General features: G+C 68.8%; 15 protein-coding genes. 5 read left to right on the top strand and 10 right to left on the bottom strand.

Features of this window, described 5'->3' with window-relative positions:
* Positions 1 to 77 precede the first annotated feature (77 nt).
* From AC1RIF_RS12680 to AC1RIF_RS12665, 4 genes are all read left to right on the top strand, one after another.
* Entirely contained in the window at positions 78 to 734 is a 657-nt protein-coding gene (locus AC1RIF_RS12680) for a SanA/YdcF family protein (protein WP_492601707.1), read from the top strand.
* Positions 735 to 821: 87 nt separating this feature from the next.
* Positions 822 to 2015 (top strand): tryptophan synthase subunit beta, encoded by a 1194-nt coding sequence (gene trpB, locus AC1RIF_RS12675; RefSeq protein WP_492601706.1) that lies wholly within the window; start codon positions 822 to 824, stop codon positions 2013 to 2015.
* The gene (gene trpA, locus AC1RIF_RS12670; RefSeq protein WP_492601705.1) at positions 2002 to 2781 is read left to right on the top strand and encodes a tryptophan synthase subunit alpha; all 780 of its coding nucleotides are present in this window, start codon (positions 2002 to 2004) and stop codon (positions 2779 to 2781) included. Before trpB ends, trpA begins: the two co-directional genes overlap by 14 nt.
* Positions 2778 to 3545, top strand: a complete 768-nt coding sequence (locus AC1RIF_RS12665; RefSeq protein WP_492601704.1) for a GntR family transcriptional regulator — start codon at positions 2778 to 2780, stop codon at positions 3543 to 3545. Before trpA ends, AC1RIF_RS12665 begins: the two co-directional genes overlap by 4 nt.
* Positions 3546 to 3562: 17 nt before the next feature.
* Here AC1RIF_RS12665 and AC1RIF_RS12660 read toward each other — a convergent pair whose 3' ends face one another.
* The gene (locus AC1RIF_RS12660) at positions 3563 to 5248 is read right to left on the bottom strand and encodes a cutinase family protein (protein WP_492601703.1); all 1686 of its coding nucleotides are present in this window, start codon (positions 5246 to 5248) and stop codon (positions 3563 to 3565) included.
* 231 nt (positions 5249 to 5479) lie between these two features.
* On the opposite strand from AC1RIF_RS12660, the gene AC1RIF_RS12655 reads away from it, so the two are divergent.
* A complete protein-coding gene (locus tag AC1RIF_RS12655) occupies positions 5480 to 6781 on the top strand; it encodes a glycosyltransferase 87 family protein (protein ID WP_492601702.1) in 1302 nt (433 codons plus the stop codon).
* Between the two features lie 18 nt (positions 6782 to 6799).
* Here AC1RIF_RS12655 and AC1RIF_RS12650 read toward each other — a convergent pair whose 3' ends face one another.
* The 9 genes from AC1RIF_RS12650 to AC1RIF_RS12610 form a co-directional block, all read right to left on the bottom strand.
* Entirely contained in the window at positions 6800 to 8095 is a 1296-nt protein-coding gene (locus tag AC1RIF_RS12650) for an RNA polymerase sigma factor (protein WP_492601701.1), read from the bottom strand.
* Between the two features lie 4 nt (positions 8096 to 8099).
* Positions 8100 to 8522, bottom strand: a complete 423-nt coding sequence (locus AC1RIF_RS12645; RefSeq protein WP_031936810.1) for a YciI family protein — start codon at positions 8520 to 8522, stop codon at positions 8100 to 8102.
* Between the two features lie 87 nt (positions 8523 to 8609).
* Complete coding sequence (locus tag AC1RIF_RS12640) at positions 8610 to 8915, bottom strand: hypothetical protein (protein WP_492601700.1); 306 nt, start codon at positions 8913 to 8915, stop codon at positions 8610 to 8612.
* 50 nt (positions 8916 to 8965) lie between these two features.
* Positions 8966 to 9394, bottom strand: coding sequence for a hypothetical protein (locus AC1RIF_RS12635; protein WP_492601699.1), 429 nt, complete (start codon positions 9392 to 9394; stop codon positions 8966 to 8968).
* An 80-nt stretch (positions 9395 to 9474) separates the two neighbouring features.
* On the bottom strand, positions 9475 to 10110 hold the full coding sequence (locus tag AC1RIF_RS12630) for a formylglycine-generating enzyme family protein (RefSeq protein WP_492601888.1): 636 nt from the start codon (positions 10108 to 10110) through the stop codon (positions 9475 to 9477).
* Between the two features lie 67 nt (positions 10111 to 10177).
* Positions 10178 to 10540 carry a hypothetical protein gene (locus AC1RIF_RS12625; protein WP_492601698.1) on the bottom strand — a complete coding sequence of 121 codons (363 nt, stop codon included), beginning with the start codon at positions 10538 to 10540 and terminating at the stop codon, positions 10178 to 10180.
* Between the two features lie 411 nt (positions 10541 to 10951).
* Entirely contained in the window at positions 10952 to 13342 is a 2391-nt protein-coding gene (locus AC1RIF_RS12620) for an ATP-binding cassette domain-containing protein (protein WP_492601697.1), read from the bottom strand.
* A 71-nt stretch (positions 13343 to 13413) separates the two neighbouring features.
* Positions 13414 to 14043: a VOC family protein gene (locus tag AC1RIF_RS12615; protein WP_492601696.1), complete on the bottom strand. Its 630-nt coding sequence runs from the start codon at positions 14041 to 14043 to the stop codon at positions 13414 to 13416.
* Position 14044: 1 nt separating this feature from the next.
* Entirely contained in the window at positions 14045 to 14455 is a 411-nt protein-coding gene (locus AC1RIF_RS12610; protein WP_492601695.1) for a VOC family protein, read from the bottom strand.
* Between the last annotated feature and the right edge of the window lie 18 nt (positions 14456 to 14473).

Below are 14473 nucleotides of genomic sequence, written 5' to 3'. Positions count from 1 at the left end.
GAAGGTGCTGCCTCCTCGAGAGGATCGTCGGGGGGCCGACGGCAGTGTGCCGCGGCCGGGGACTCGGAGGATGCAGCATGCGGCGGATCGTCGGACGAATCATCGGTTGGTCGGCGGTGCCGGTCGCGATGGCAGTCGCGATCGTGCTGGGGTCCGCGGGATGGGTCGCAGCCACCGCTGCCGGGCACCTGTACGACGTCGGTGACGCACCGGACGCGCCCGTCGTGATCGTGCTCGGCTCACAGGTCCGCGACGGGAAGCCGATGAAGTTCCTGGCCGGAAGACTGGATGCCGCAGTGCAACTGGTGGAGGACGGTCGGGCCCGGGCCGTGCTGGTGTCCGGTGACGCGAACGGCCGCTCCGGCAACGAGATCGCTGCCATGACCGAATACCTCGTGGCCGCCGGTGTCGACCCCGGACGGATCGTGGGCGACGGCTACGGCCTCGACACCTACGACACCTGCGCGCGGGCCGCCCAGACGTACGGCGTGACGAAGGCACTCATCGTCAGCCAGGGCCTGCACGTCTCCCGCGCGGTGGCGCTGTGCCGCGACGCCGGAATCGACGTCGACGGGGTGGAGGCCGAGTGCGAATGCAACCGACTCGCCGTCGTGCGGAACTACGCACGCGAATGGCTGGCGCGCCCCAAGGCGGTGCTCGATCTGCTGTCGGGCCGGGACCCCGCCGTCGTGTCGCCGCCGGACGGTTCCCTCGCCACCGTCGTGGATCGGTGACCGCCCACGGTGTCCGGTCGCTTCGGGAGTCGACGGTCCACTCCGTGCTAAATTGTTCTAGAACACTAGAACGATATGGAATCGGAGGTGGGTACGACGGCTACGACACTGATGGGGGACCCCGGACCGTCCGGACGATTCGGGCGCTTCGGTGGGCGCTACGTCCCCGAGGCGCTCGTGCCTGCGTGCCGAGCAGTCGAAGCAGGCTTCCGGGACGCGTGGGCCGACCCGGAGTTCCGGGCGGAGCTCGGCTCCCTGCTGGCCGAGTACTGCGGACGGCCGACGCCGGTCACGCGGGCACGCCGACTGTCCGAGGAGCTCGGCGTCCGCGTCCTGCTCAAGCGCGAGGATCTCAATCACACCGGCAGCCACAAGCTGAACAATGCGCTGGGCCAGGCACTGCTCGCCCGTCGGATGGGCCGTCGAGAACTCGTGGCGGAGACCGGAGCCGGTCAGCACGGAGTCGCGACCGCCACGGCGGCAGCACTGTTCGGCATGAAGTGCACCGTGTACATGGGCGAGGTCGACATGACCCGACAGGAGCTCAACGTCTACCGGATGGAAACGTTGGGCGCGCACGTGATTCCGGTTCGATCCGGTGCCAGGACATTGAAAGATGCCACCAGCGAAGCCTTTCGGCACTGGGTGACTCAGGCGGACGAGAGCCACTACTGCCTGGGCTCGGTACTGGGACCGCACCCCTACCCGTGGATCGTCCGCGAGTTCCAGTCCGTGATCGGGATCGAGGCCGCGGCGCAGTGCGCGCAGTTGCTCGACGGTGGGACCCCCGACGTCGTCGTGGCCTGCGTCGGTGGCGGATCCAACGCCGCGGGCACCTTCGCCGGCTTCACGTCGTCGGACGCGCGACTGGTCGGCGTCGAAGGTGCGGGCGGTGCCGGCGCCACCGACGGCACCTTGGGCGTGCTGCACGGCTCGATGTCGCTGTATCTGCAGGACGATGCCGGCCAGGTACTCGAAGCGCATTCCGTCGCGGCGGGTCTCGACTACCCGGGGCTCGGGCCCGAACACGCCCACCTCGCCGAACTCGGTCGCGCGGACTACGTGACGGTCACCGACAAGCAGGTCCTCGACGCCGCCGGGCAGCTCGCGCGGCTCGAAGGGATCTTCCCCGCACTGGAATCCGCGCACGCGCTCGCCTGGGTGGCACAGGCCGCCCGCGACCGACAGCTCGCCCCGGACACCACCGTGCTGGTCACCGTCTCCGGTCGTGGCGACAAGGATGCCGAACAAGTCAGGAGACTCGACCGTGAGCGTGCTTGAGACGACCCTCCGCCAGGTCCGCGACAGGGGCTCGAAGTGCCTCATCGGCTATGTCATGGGCGGGATCCGGACGGACTGGGCCGATCTCGTGCGGGCCATGATCGACGGGGGAGCCGACGCCGTCGAGATCGGGCTGCCGTTCTCGGACCCGATGCTGGACGGTTCGGTGATCCAGCGCGCATCCGTGGCCGCACTGGAGCAGGGCGCCCGGGTGGAGCGCATTCTCGACGACCTTCCCGACGTGGCCGCACCGCTGATCACGATGACCTACAGCAACCACCTGGTGTCCCGCGGACTCACACAGTACGTGGGCACGATCGCGGCGGCCGGCGTCAGTGGATCCATCGTCGCCGATCTGCCGTTCGAGGAATCGGCGGACTATCTCGCGGCGGCCGAGGCGGCCGGCGTCTCCCCGGTGCTCATGTCGGCTCCGTCCACGCCGACGGAAACGGCACACCGAATCGCCGGAGCCGGTGGTGGATTCGTCTATGCGATGGGCGCAATGGCGCCGACAGGAGCGCATCGGACCGCAGGCGAGGACGGGTGGGCTTTCGCGCAACGCCTCCGCTCGGCCGACGGCCTCCCGGTCGTGATCGGGTTCGGCATCGACTCGCCGGCACGGGCCGCCCGGGCGGCTCGGCAGTCCGACGGGGTGGTGGTCGCCTCGGCACTGATGGACCCGGTTCTCGCGGGCGCGAGCGCGGCGTCGATCATGGGAACCGTCCAAGCGTTCCGCCAACGACTCGACGAGGCAGCAATTCCGTGACCAGGCACTCCCGACTGCCCAAGTATCTGGCCATCTACGACGACCTGCGCGCCAGGATCGACACCGGGGAATGGGAGGCGGACGACGCGCTGCCCCCGCAACGCGAGCTCGCGGCCTCCTACGGGGTGACGATCATGACCCTGCGACAGGCGCTGCAACTGTTGGAGAACGACGGGCTGATCGAATCGCGTCCCGGGGCGGGTACCTTCCCGGCGAGCAGGCGGTACACCTACAACCTGCTCCACCTGTCGGGATTCGCCGACGATCTCCGGTCGCAGGGCGCCAAGGTCGAGACGCACATCCTCGGGTCGTCGCGGGAGATTCCACCATCCGATGTCGCGAGGTCCCTGCACCTCGGGCCGACCGAGCAGGTTCTCGTCGTCACGCGTCACCGCGTGATCGACACGCACCCCTCCGTGCTGCAGCGGTCCTACATCCCGTGGGGCATGGGGATCTCCCCGGACGAACTGGTCGACGCGTCGCTCTATCAGGTTCTCGCACAACACGGTTATCCGGTCTCGTCGGCCGACGAGTCGATCACCGTCACCACGCTCGGTGCCGCAGAAGCCGAACTTCTGGCCCGCCCGGTGCAGAGCCCGGCCATGCTCAGTCACCGGACGAACGTCACCGATGACGGCACCCCGGTCCTGCACGACACCGCGCTGATCCCGTCCGATATCGCCGAACTCCACATCGACCGCGGTCCCCAACAGGTCCGGGTGACGTACCGGATCAACGATCGGGGCGGCCGCACCGCTCGGTGAGCGGTGCGGATCGCGCCCTACCCGGCGGGGTTGGGTGCCGGGGTGGTGGTCGTCGGCTTGACCGTCGTCGTGGTGGTGGACACGGTCGGCGTCGTCCCGGCTGCCGTCTCCGTCGCGGCAGTCGAAGGCGACGTCGGCGTCGTCACCACCGTGGTCGGGGAGGCCTCGGCCGGCGTCGTTGCGGGGGCCGAGGTCTGCGGGGTGGCCGGCACGGCGGACTCGGCGGGAACCGCGGACTCCGACGGGGAAGCGCCCGGAGTCTGCGGCGCCGCCGAACCCGTCGGCTCGGCCGACGGCTGGGTGGTGGTGGCCACCAACTCGGTCAGGGCCTCGGACAGTTCGGCCTGGGTCGGCTTCGCCGCCGGGTCGACGGGCTTGCCGGCCTGCGCCTGCTTGGCCAGGTACGTCAGCCAGGCGGCGGCGTACTCGGCGGACGTCAACGGCTTACCGTTCGCGGCGTCGGCGTCGCGCCAGTAGTCGAAGTGGTGACCGATGTCCGGGGCCAGGGTCATCTGGTACGGATCGCTGAGGATCACGGGGATGGTGTTCTGGTTCGTCACGATCAGCCCGACGATCTCCTTGAACACCTTCTGCGGCAGGTACGCCAGCGGCGACATCTCGTCGGTGGAGATCGAGCTCACATCCTTCGGATCCGTTGCCGGCGGCTCACCCGGCACGTAGTCGGGATCCGAGACCTTCAACAGCACGTCCAGGAACGTCTCGTCGCTCCGCATCCAGTCGGGCTGCGACTGGATGTCGAGGAAGGCCTCGTATCCGATGCGTCCCAGGACGACTGCGATGTCCTGACCGGTGGCCGGAGTGAGACCCTCACCTTCGAGCCGGTCGACATTGATCTGCCTGCCCACGTTGACGACCAGCTGCAGCAGCGAGATGTTCTGGGGTGCAGCGCAAGTGAAATCACCGTCGGAACAGAAGGACGCGACCTTGCCGCCCAGCGCGCCGAAGTCGTCGTCGCCGGTGTTCGGGAGGATGCCCTGACCCGGCACCGGGTTCTTTCCGTTCTGGTACTTCGTATCGAAGTTGTCCGGGTTACCGAACGGGTTCGTCGCACCGGGGAACGGGCCCTGCGCCGCCCCACGGCCGGCATCGGCGAAGATGACGACGCCGACGACGTTGTCCGGGTCGACGATCCCGTAGCCCTGCTCGGCCTCGGGATCCTGGTGCCCGATGTTCATCGCGACACGGCGAGCGACATCCGCGCCCTCGCTGTATCCGACGATGGAGAACTTGGTGTCGGGGCACGACACGCGGATGGCCTTCATCACCGATTCGGTGTTCGCCACACCGGCGGCGACGGCGTCGTCGTAGCTGGCCATGTTCGCGGGGTAGGCGATGTACAGCGCGGCGTACGCATCGGGGTCCACGACACCGTTCGGTGCGTTGATGACCTGGTCGATGCGCTCGCTGGTGTAGTCGTCCGACAGGGCCGCGGGCAGCGCATTGCCGTTCTCGTCGACGAGCATCTTCGTGGTGCCCGCCACCGGGGTGTCGCTGCGGCCGGCGATCGCGAGGGTCACCATTTCACGGCACTCCGTCGTCGACGCCGTGAGCTGGGTGTCCACCGTGCCGGGCGGGGACGACAACGCCCATCCGAGGGCGACTACCACCGCCACACCCAACGCCGCCGGCGTCGTCACCCGCGCAGCCAATCGATGTCGCGCGAAGAATCCGCGAATTGTCATGTCAACTCCCCAATCCCGACCGTACGAAGACACATGCAGGCCGCCCCCCGAACCGCACGTCACGTCATGACAAACGTCGGCATCCGGACCGGGGGCGTTACATCGCGCGCCGGTCGACACGCGGATCATCCGGTCAGCGGGAGTGGATTTACTGCAATTAGGTCGGTTGACTACCTTTGTCTCGATCGTCTCTGCAATGAGCCGAGGCGCGTCCGGGGGAGGGACACAGCCATGGAAGACGCAGCCGAGGAACCGAGCACCGATCGAGTGTTCCCGGGAGGGCGCCCGACGACGGTCGTCCTCGCACTTCTCGCCGCCGCGGCGGCGGTGCTGCTGTTCACCCTGGTCGACCCGCGGTGGCCGCGTGTCGGCATGTTGGTCGGCGGCGCCGATCTGGACGTCTACCGCGACGGTGCCCGGCACGTGATGGAGGATCTGCCGCTCTACACCGAACCGGTGATCCACGGCCTGCTCTACACGTACACCCCGTTCTCGACGCTGATGTTCATCCCGTTCGGACTGCTCCCGGGCGGCATCGACAAGTACCTGTGGATGGGGTTCAACGTCCTGCTGCTGGTCGCGATCGTCGCGCTGTGCTGGCGGATGCTCGGCTACCGGATCACGCCCCACCTGGTGGGCGTCTCGGCGCTGACGGCGGTGGCGTGCACGTTCCTCGAACCGGTCCGCACCACCCTGTTCTACGGCCAGATCAACCTGGTCCTCATGGCGCTGGTGCTGTGGGACGTCTCGCGGGACGACCGCAGCAAGCTCAAGGGTGTCGGTGTCGGGATCGCGGCCGGGATCAAGCTGACACCGGCGTACTTCGTCCTCTACTACCTGGTGTTGCGCCGGTGGCGCGCCGCAGCCGCCGCGACCGCCACCTTCGTCGCGACGGTCGTCGGTAGCTGGGCCCTGCTCCCGCACGATTCGTGGCGGTACTGGACGCAGACGTTCTTCGACTCCACCCGCATCGCGGACGACTCGCACCCCGCGAACCAGTCACTGCGCGGCGCGCTCACCCGCCTGGCCGGGGAACCCGTGCCGACGTGGATGTGGCTGCTGGTCGCCGCGGCCGTCGTCACGCTCAGCATGTGGGTGGTGGTCCGGCTCCATCGCGGCGGCGAGCGTCTCCTCGCGGTCACCGTCGCCGGACTCACCGCCGCGGTGGTCTCCCCGTTCACCTGGAGCCATCACTGGGTGTGGTTGGTGCCGCTGACGGTCTACCTCGTGCACCGGGCGCTGACGAACGCGTGGTGGTGGGCGGGCGTGATCGCGCTGTTCTGCATCGCCGGATCCTGGGCCTACCGATTCCCCGACGACACCGTGGTCGTCGGGCTGTACCTGTTCCCGCCCCACTGGGTCGCGTGGGACATCGTCGTGAACATGTACGTGCTGCTGTACGCGGCCGTCCTGATCGGTGCCGCGATCGGCACGTTCCGCAGCAGGACCCCGAACCAGCCGGGTCGCACGCTCCGCGAGACGGTGGCACCGGACATCGAGGCGAACCCCGTGGATCCCGATCGGGTCTCGTAGGCTCCCGGCCACCGCCCCTCAACCGTCGGGAAGCGCGGCAGCCCTGTCCAGCAGCACCTTCCGCTCGCGCTCGTTGCCGGTCAGCTCGGCGGCCGCCTCGAACTCGATGCGCGCCTCCCGGTTCCGGCCCAGCCGGGCGAGGAGTTCACCGCGCGTCGCGGGCAGCAGCCGATAGCCGGCGAGCCGACCACCGTCGACGAGGTCGTCGATGATCCGCAGTGCGGCATCGGGTCCCGATGCCATCGCGACCGCCGCCGCCCGGTTGAGGTCCACCACCGGCGACGGGGCCAGCCGGCCCAGCGCCTCGTAGAGGAGCACGATCCGGTCCCAGTCGGTGTCGTCGACGGACGGTGCGACCGCATGACACTCCGCGATCGCCGCCTGCAACGCGTAGGCGCCGCGGCCGCGGCCGAGGGCGTCGGCTCTGGCGAGCGCGGCACGTCCCCGGGTGATGGCGCCACGGTCCCACCGGAGACGATCCTGGTCGGCGAGCAGCACCGGGTCGCCGTTCGTGTCGAGCCGCGCCGGGAACCGTGCGGCCGTCAGCTCCATGAGCGCCACCAGCCCGTGCACGTCCGGTTCTTCCGGCAGGAGCTCGGCGAGAACACGTCCGAGCCGGACGGCCTCGCGGCTGAGCTCCGGACGCATCCACTCGTCTCCCGCGCTGGACGCGTGCCCCTCGTTGAACACGAGATACAGCACCCCGAGGACCGCACCCAGGCGGGCTCCGAACTCGGACCGCGGCGGCACCTCGAACGGCACCTTCGCGGCGGCGAGGGTCTTCTTCGCGCGCACGATCCGCTGCTGCACGGCGGCGGTCGACGCGAGGAACGCGCGCGCGATCTCCTCGCTCGACAGTCCGCCGACAACCTTGAGGGTCAACGCGACCTGGGCCTCGCGCGACAGCACCGGATGGCACGACACGAACACCAGCCGGAGCACGTCGTCGTCGATCCGGTCCGGATCCCAGGGCAGCTCGTCCGACGCGGCGGCCGCCTCCGCGGACTCGAGGTCGCGCGCGATGGCGGCCACCCGCTCGTCGTAGCGCTCCTGCCGACGCCAACCGTCGATGGCCTTGCGTTTCGCGACGGCGGTGAGCCACGCCCCCGGATTCGCCGGGACACCGCTCTGCGGCCACTGCGCGAGCGCGTCGACGAGGGCCTCCTGGGCGAGATCCTCCGCCAGGCCGAAATCGCCCACCGTTCGGATGAGCGTGGCGACGATGCGGGCCGACTCGATGCGCCACACGGCCGCGACGGAGCGCCGCGCGGACTCGATCGGGTCCGGTCGGTGCTCCGTCGGCGTGCCGGGCATGCGGCTACGCGTTGCGGTTCTCGAGCTCCTCGCGCCAGCCCTCTTCCTTCTGGATCCACTCGTTGTCCTGCGGGAAGTCCTCGGGTCCGGTCACCCGGCGCACCTCGATCTTCGCCCCCGGGCCCAGCGGCACCCGCTTGGCCCACTCCGCCGCCTCCTCCTTGGACGCGACCTCGAGGATCCAGAACCCGTTGAACAGCTCCTTGGTCTCCCCGTAAGGCCCGTCCGTGACGAGCGGGGTGTCGCCGGAGAAGTCGACGACGAACCCCTCCTCCGCGTCGGACAGCCCCTCGCCGGCCAGCAGCACGCCCGCCTTCATCAGGGCCTCGTTGAACTTGCCCATCTGCTCGATGACCTGCTCGAACGGGACGTCCTTGTAAGCCTCGACGGCCTCGTCGGTGGCGCGCATGATCAGCATGTACTTCATCTGTTCGCTCCTTCGTCGTGGGTCGCGATTCGACCCTCTCATCCAGGACGTCGAACGGGAAGACGCCGGATCGACACGGTCCGAGAATTAATTTTCGGGGGCCGGTCCGGCCAGCGTCACGTACATCAGTTCGGTACGCGCGACCGCACGGTCACGTTCGTCGGCGAGGGCGAGGCGACGTGGATCCGCCAGGTACCCGTCCATCGCCTCCTGCGACGCGAAGCCGAACATCTGGATCTCGAGCGGCCGATCGTCGGCGCCGTCGGTACGAGCGCGCTGGAGCACCCGGCCGTCGTGCTCGGCGACCAGTGCCAGCACCTTGTCCTCGTACGCGATCAACGCTTCCTCCCGACCCGGACGGGCCCACAGCAGGACGCAGAGGGAGATAGCCATGCCGGGCAGGGTAACTCGACATCGCCGACGATGCGACGGAGCGGACGGGGTCAGGTCGGCGCGAACCCACCCACGTCGATCGAAATCCAGATCATCGCCAGGATTCCACCAGCTCCCGCGAAGGACACGGCCAGCGACACCGCGAACGGCCTGGCGAGCCGCCACACGCACAGGCCCACCGTGCACGCGAACACCAGGAACGGCGGCACGAGCCACGTCACCCAGTACATCGCGGTCGGCCCGGGCACCCCCGGACCTCGTTCGTCCATCGGTACCGGCGACAGTTCCGGGACGTCGAAAGCGTGCTGGAGCGCGACGACCGCAGGCCCCAGGCAGAAGAAGCCCAGACCCGCCCCGGCCAGCAGACCCAGTGGGACACCGATCCCGAACGCAAGATCCCAGGGGGTGCCCGGCCCGGCATGCTCGCCGTCAGCGCCGGCGTCGGGGCCGGCACCGGGTTGCTCACGCCCATCGGACATACCGGGAAGTGTTCCACTTCCGATCGGGGTTCGTTACCGATTCGAACGATACCGCGCCCTGTAGGGCGCCTGTCGATTTCCTAGCCGCGCGCGACACGGAATCCGACGTCGTCGATGCGGTACGTGGGGTGGCTGCGCCGACGCACCGACGCCCGGCAACTCCAATGCTCATCCGCCCATCCGCCACCGCGCAGCACCCGGTAGCTGCCGTACACCGCGGGGTCGTAGACGTCCCAGCACCATTCCCAGACGTTGCCGATCATGTCGTACAGGCCCCACTCGTTCGGCTGCAGTCCGCGGCCGTCGTGCGGCCGGCCGCCGGAATTGGCTCGGTGCCAGGCAATCTCGTCCAGCACCCCGTAGCGCGGCCCGCTCGTTCCGGCCCGGCAGGCGCGCTCCCATTCGGCCTCGGTCGGCAGCCGGTAACCGTCGGACGCGGGGTCCCACGCGACGTCGTCACCGGCGACGTCGTAGGCGGCGGTGCGGCCGGCGCGCGCGGAGAGCTTGTTGCAGAACAGGATCGCGTCGAACCACGACACGCCCTCCACGGGACGCCGGGCATTGCGCGACGCACCCGGCCACTCGCCGGTGATGTCGGCGTACTCGGCCTGCGTCACGGCACCGACCCCGATCGCGAAGCCGCCCACCTCGACACACCAGCTGCTGCGCGTCCGCCGATCCGACAACGTCACCTGGCCCGCCGGGATGGCGGCCAGCTCGGGAAAAGCTAACGGCTCCATGGTTGATACACACTACCGACCGCTGTACGCCGATCCATGTGGATCACGTCGGTGGCAGGCTGACGACGAAGTCGTGGGCTTCGCGCGCGGCGTGACGCCACATGGTCAGAGTGCCGTCGAGGTCGTCGTCATCGACCGGGAAGGCCACCCATTCCGTCAAGGTTCGATTACCCATCGTGACTTCCTGAGCGGCCGCCGCGCGGAGGACCTCCTCGACGCGGGAGCGCGGGAGCTTGACGATCAGGCGATGGTCGCGGCCGAGGAACGCGAAGATCTTGCCGTCAACTCGCAGGCCCGGGCTGCGGAACATCGTGCCGAACTCGACGGCAGGCTCGCGGAGGAAGTCGGCAGCAAGCTCGTCGAGCAGTGCGCGTGCCGGATCGCCCTGATCGTTCTCTCCACGCATGCCGCTCTCCTACAAGGTAATTCGGAAACAGATCGGTTGCCGGCGACGGCGGACCGGTCCGCCCGATGTGGATCTGTCTCAGCTGCCGCTGCCGAAGCCCCCGGGAGGCGGATCGACCGGGTAGGCCGCGACCTCCATGATCACCGAGCCCTCGCACGGACCACTCTCGATATGGGTGCGCCACGAACCGCGCAGGGTGCCGTCCGAGCAGCTCGTCTCGAACGTGTGGGTATCGGCGAAATCGGGTTCCCACTGCCCGCCGCACCTGCAGACGAGGCGACTGCAGGTGCGGCCCCGGCGACCAGCCAGGCGGCGATGAACGCGACGGCCGGTAGTGCTTTTCGCATGGGCGAATTGAAGCACGCCGACCGGCCGGGCCGTCGACGATCACCGAATCGTCCGGTACCGCGGTCAGGCGCCGATGTACTCCGCGAGGTGCTTGCCGGTGAGGGTGGACCGGTCGGCGACGAGGTCGGCCGGGGTGCCCTCGAAGACGATGCGACCACCGTCGTGCCCGGCGCCGGGGCCGAGGTCGATGATCCAGTCGGCGTGCGCCATCACCGCCTGGTGGTGCTCGATCACGATGACGGACTTGCCGGAGTCGACGAGGCGATCGAGCAGACCGAGCAGGTTCTCGACGTCGGCGAGGTGCAGACCGGTAGTCGGCTCGTCGAGGATGTAGACGTCCCCCTTCTCGCCCATGTGGGTGGCGAGCTTGAGGCGCTGCCGTTCACCGCCGGAAAGCGTGGTGAGGGGCTGCCCGATCTTGATGTACCCGAGGCCGACGTCAACCAGACGCGCCAGGATCTTGTGTGCAGCAGGCAGTTTCGCGTCACCCGCGGAGAAGAACTCCTCGGCCTGGGCCACCGACATCCCGAGCACCTCGCTGATGTCCTTGCCGCCGAACGTGTAGTCGAGCACCTCGGCCTGGAACCGCTTGCCCTCACATACCTCGCAGGGCGTCGCGACGCCGGCCATCATCGCGAGGTCGGAGTAGACCACGCCGGCACCGTTGCAGTTGGGGCACGCGCCCTCGGAGTTCGCGCTGAACAGGCCGGGCTTGACTCCGTTGGCCTTCGCGAACGCCTTGCGGATCGGCTCGAGCAGACCGGTGTAGGTGGCGGGGTTGCTGCGCCGGGAACCCTTGATCGCGCCCTGGTCGATCGCGACGACGCCGTCCCGCTTCGACACAGACCCGTGGATCAGCGAGCTCTTACCGGAGCCGGCGACGCCGGTCACCACCACGAGCACACCGAGCGGAATGTCCACGTCGACATCGAGCAGGTTGTGGGTCGAGGCGCCGCGCACCTCGAGCACCCCCGAGGACGTCCGCACCGACGGCTTCACCGACGCACGGTCGTCGAGGTGCTTGCCGGTGAGCGTGCCGCTCGCACGCAGTTCGTCCACGGTGCCCTCGAACACGATCTCGCCGCCCTCGGTGCCGGCGCGCGGGCCGAGATCGACGACATGGTCGGCGATCGCGATCGCCTCCGGCTTGTGCTCGACGACCAGCACGGTGTTGCCCTTGTCGCGCAACTGCAACAGCAGCTCGTTCATCCGCGCGATGTCGTGGGGGTGCAGGCCGATGGTGGGCTCGTCGAACACGTACGTGACGTCGGTGAGCGACGAACCGAGATGACGGATCAGCTTGGTGCGCTGCGCTTCTCCACCCGACAGCGTGCCCGCCGGACGGTCGAGGCCGAGGTAGCCCAACCCGATCTCGACGAACGAGTCGAGCGTCTCGCCCAACGACTTCAGCAGCGGCGCCACAGACGGCTCGTCCAACCCGCGCACCCATTCGGCGAGATCGCTGATCTGCATCGCGCAGGCGTCGGCGATGCTGACCCCGTCGATCTTCGACGATCGCGCCTCGGCGCTGAGCCGTGTGCCCTCGCAGTCGGGGCACGTCTGGAACGTGATCGCCCGGTCGACGAACGCCCGGATGTGTGGCTGCATCGCCTCCCGGTCCTTCGACAGGAACGACTTCTGGATCTTCGGGATCAGGCCCTCGTACGTGACGTTGACGCCCTCGACCTTGACCTTGGTCGGCTCCTTGTAGAGCAGATCGTCGAGCTGCTTCTTGGTGAACTTGGCGATCGGCTTGTCGGGGTCGAAGAATCCGCAGCCGCGGAAGATGCGGCCGTACCAACCGTCCATGCTGTAGCCGGGGATCGTCAGCGCGCCGTCGTTGAGCGACTTGTCGGCGTCGTACAGCGCGGTCAGGTCGAAATCGGAGACGTTGCCCCGGCCCTCACAGCGCATGCACATGCCGCCGGTGACGCTGAACGCGCGGCGCTCCTTGACCGTCCGCCCGCCCTTCTCCACCGTGACCGCCCCGGCGCCGCTGATGGAGGCGACGTTGAACGAGAACGCCTGCTGCGAACCGATGTGCGGCTTCCCGAGCCGACTGAACAGGATTCGCAGCATCGCGTTCGCGTCGGTCGCGGTCCCGACCGTGGAACGTGGGTTGGCGCCCATCCGCTCCTGGTCGACGATGATCGCCGTCGTCAGGCCGTCGAGCACGTCGACGTCCGGCCGCGCCAGCGTCGGCATGAAGCCCTGCACGAAGGCGCTGTAGGTCTCGTTGATCATCCGCTGCGACTCGGCGGCGATCGTGGAGAACACCAGCGAACTCTTGCCGGAGCCGGAGACGCCGGTGAACACCGTGAGCCGCCGCTTCGGCAACTCGACGCTGACGTCCTTGAGGTTGTTCTCGCGCGCGCCGTGCACGCGGATCAGATCGTGGCTGTCGGCGGCGTGCAACTCAGGCGACTGCTGGTCCGTCGTCGTGGCCGTGCTCATCGTCTCTCCCTCTGTGTCGGGCCGCCGTCGCGGCTCCCGGGCCTGCGTCTGACCGATCGCGGCATCGAGCATCAAGCGGACGCGGCCTCCCACACGAACCCGTCCGGGTCGGTGAAGGGTGCGGCATCGCTACCGACGACGATACGGTGCGATCCGGTCCCGTCCGGGGCGACGCCGGCGTCCTTCGCGAGCGCCCGGCGCCCGTAGAGCGCCAGCTTGACCGGCGAGTCCGGTGCCGCGAACTCGACGTACTTGCGGCCGAAGCTCTTCGCCACCTCCAGCCCGTGGTCGACGTAGAACTGTCTGCTCGCCTTGACGTCCTCGACACCGAGCAGCAGCACGATGTCGTCGATCCGGCGGGTGGCCGGGCCGGTGTCCTTCTTCGACGACGTCGCCATCTTCCAGATCGCGCCGTCCGGGGCCTGCACGACGCCGCCGTACCCCCACAAGCTCTTCTTGGCCGGCTTCAGCGTGGTGGCGCCGCCGTCGAGGGCGGCCCCGACGAAGGCGTCGACGATGCTCGGCTGCGACACGACGAGCGAGAGGGTGTACCCGCGGAAGCCGGTCGTCGGCGTCTCGGTGGCGCGCACCGCCACGTGATCGCCGACGCCGAACGCGGCGTAGAAGGCGGCCGCGGCCGTCGGGTCGGATACCTCGAGGGTGACGGACTCGATGGTGGTCGGTGAGGTGGAGGTGGTCATGTCAGCGCACCTCGTTGATCCGGAGCAGATTGCCCGCGGGATCACGGACGGCACAGTCGCGGATGCCGTACGGCTGGTCCACCGGCTCCTGGACGATGTCCGCGCCGGCGGCCTCGAGCTTGCCGAAGGTCGCGTCGAGGTCGGGGGTGGCCAGCGTGAGGATCGCGAACGTGCCCTTGGCCATCATCTCGGTGACGGTGCGGCGCTCGTCCTCGGTGATGCCGGGGTCGGCCGCAGGCGGATGCAGCACCAGGGAAACGTCGGGCTGATCCGGGTGGCCGACGGTGATCCAGTACATCCCGTTGTAGCCGACCTCCTTGCGGACCTCGAAACCGAGGAGGTCGCGGTAGAAGGCCAGAGAGGCCTCGTGGTCGGTGTGGGGCAGGAAGGCGGAGTGCAGGGTGATGTCCATGGCGATCACGCTAAGTGC

Source organism: Prescottella sp. GW823-FHT02E09, assembly GCF_058797375.1.
Note: the sequence above shows the minus strand (reverse complement) of the source record. Positions and strands in the feature narration are given on the sequence as shown.

Excerpts from the sequence above, each read along its gene's own strand:
- AC1RIF_RS12680 (WP_492601707.1), top strand. The coding sequence starts at position 78 with ATGCGGCGGATCGTCGGACGAATCATCGGTTGGTCGGCGGTGCCGGTC.
- AC1RIF_RS12645 (WP_031936810.1), bottom strand. The coding sequence starts at position 8,522 with ATGAAGTACATGCTGATCATGCGCGCCACCGACGAGGCCGTCGAGGCT.
- AC1RIF_RS12655 (WP_492601702.1), top strand. The coding sequence starts at position 5,480 with ATGGAAGACGCAGCCGAGGAACCGAGCACCGATCGAGTGTTCCCGGGA.
- AC1RIF_RS12620 (WP_492601697.1), bottom strand. The coding sequence starts at position 13,342 with ATGAGCACGGCCACGACGACGGACCAGCAGTCGCCTGAGTTGCACGCC.
- AC1RIF_RS12615 (WP_492601696.1), bottom strand. The coding sequence starts at position 14,043 with ATGACCACCTCCACCTCACCGACCACCATCGAGTCCGTCACCCTCGAG.
- AC1RIF_RS12660 (WP_492601703.1), bottom strand. The coding sequence starts at position 5,248 with ATGACAATTCGCGGATTCTTCGCGCGACATCGATTGGCTGCGCGGGTG.
- AC1RIF_RS12625 (WP_492601698.1), bottom strand. The coding sequence starts at position 10,540 with ATGCGTGGAGAGAACGATCAGGGCGATCCGGCACGCGCACTGCTCGAC.
- AC1RIF_RS12650 (WP_492601701.1), bottom strand. The coding sequence starts at position 8,095 with ATGCCCGGCACGCCGACGGAGCACCGACCGGACCCGATCGAGTCCGCG.
- AC1RIF_RS12610 (WP_492601695.1), bottom strand. The coding sequence starts at position 14,455 with ATGGACATCACCCTGCACTCCGCCTTCCTGCCCCACACCGACCACGAG.
- AC1RIF_RS12640 (WP_492601700.1), bottom strand. The coding sequence starts at position 8,915 with ATGGCTATCTCCCTCTGCGTCCTGCTGTGGGCCCGTCCGGGTCGGGAG.
- AC1RIF_RS12635 (WP_492601699.1), bottom strand. The coding sequence starts at position 9,394 with ATGTCCGATGGGCGTGAGCAACCCGGTGCCGGCCCCGACGCCGGCGCT.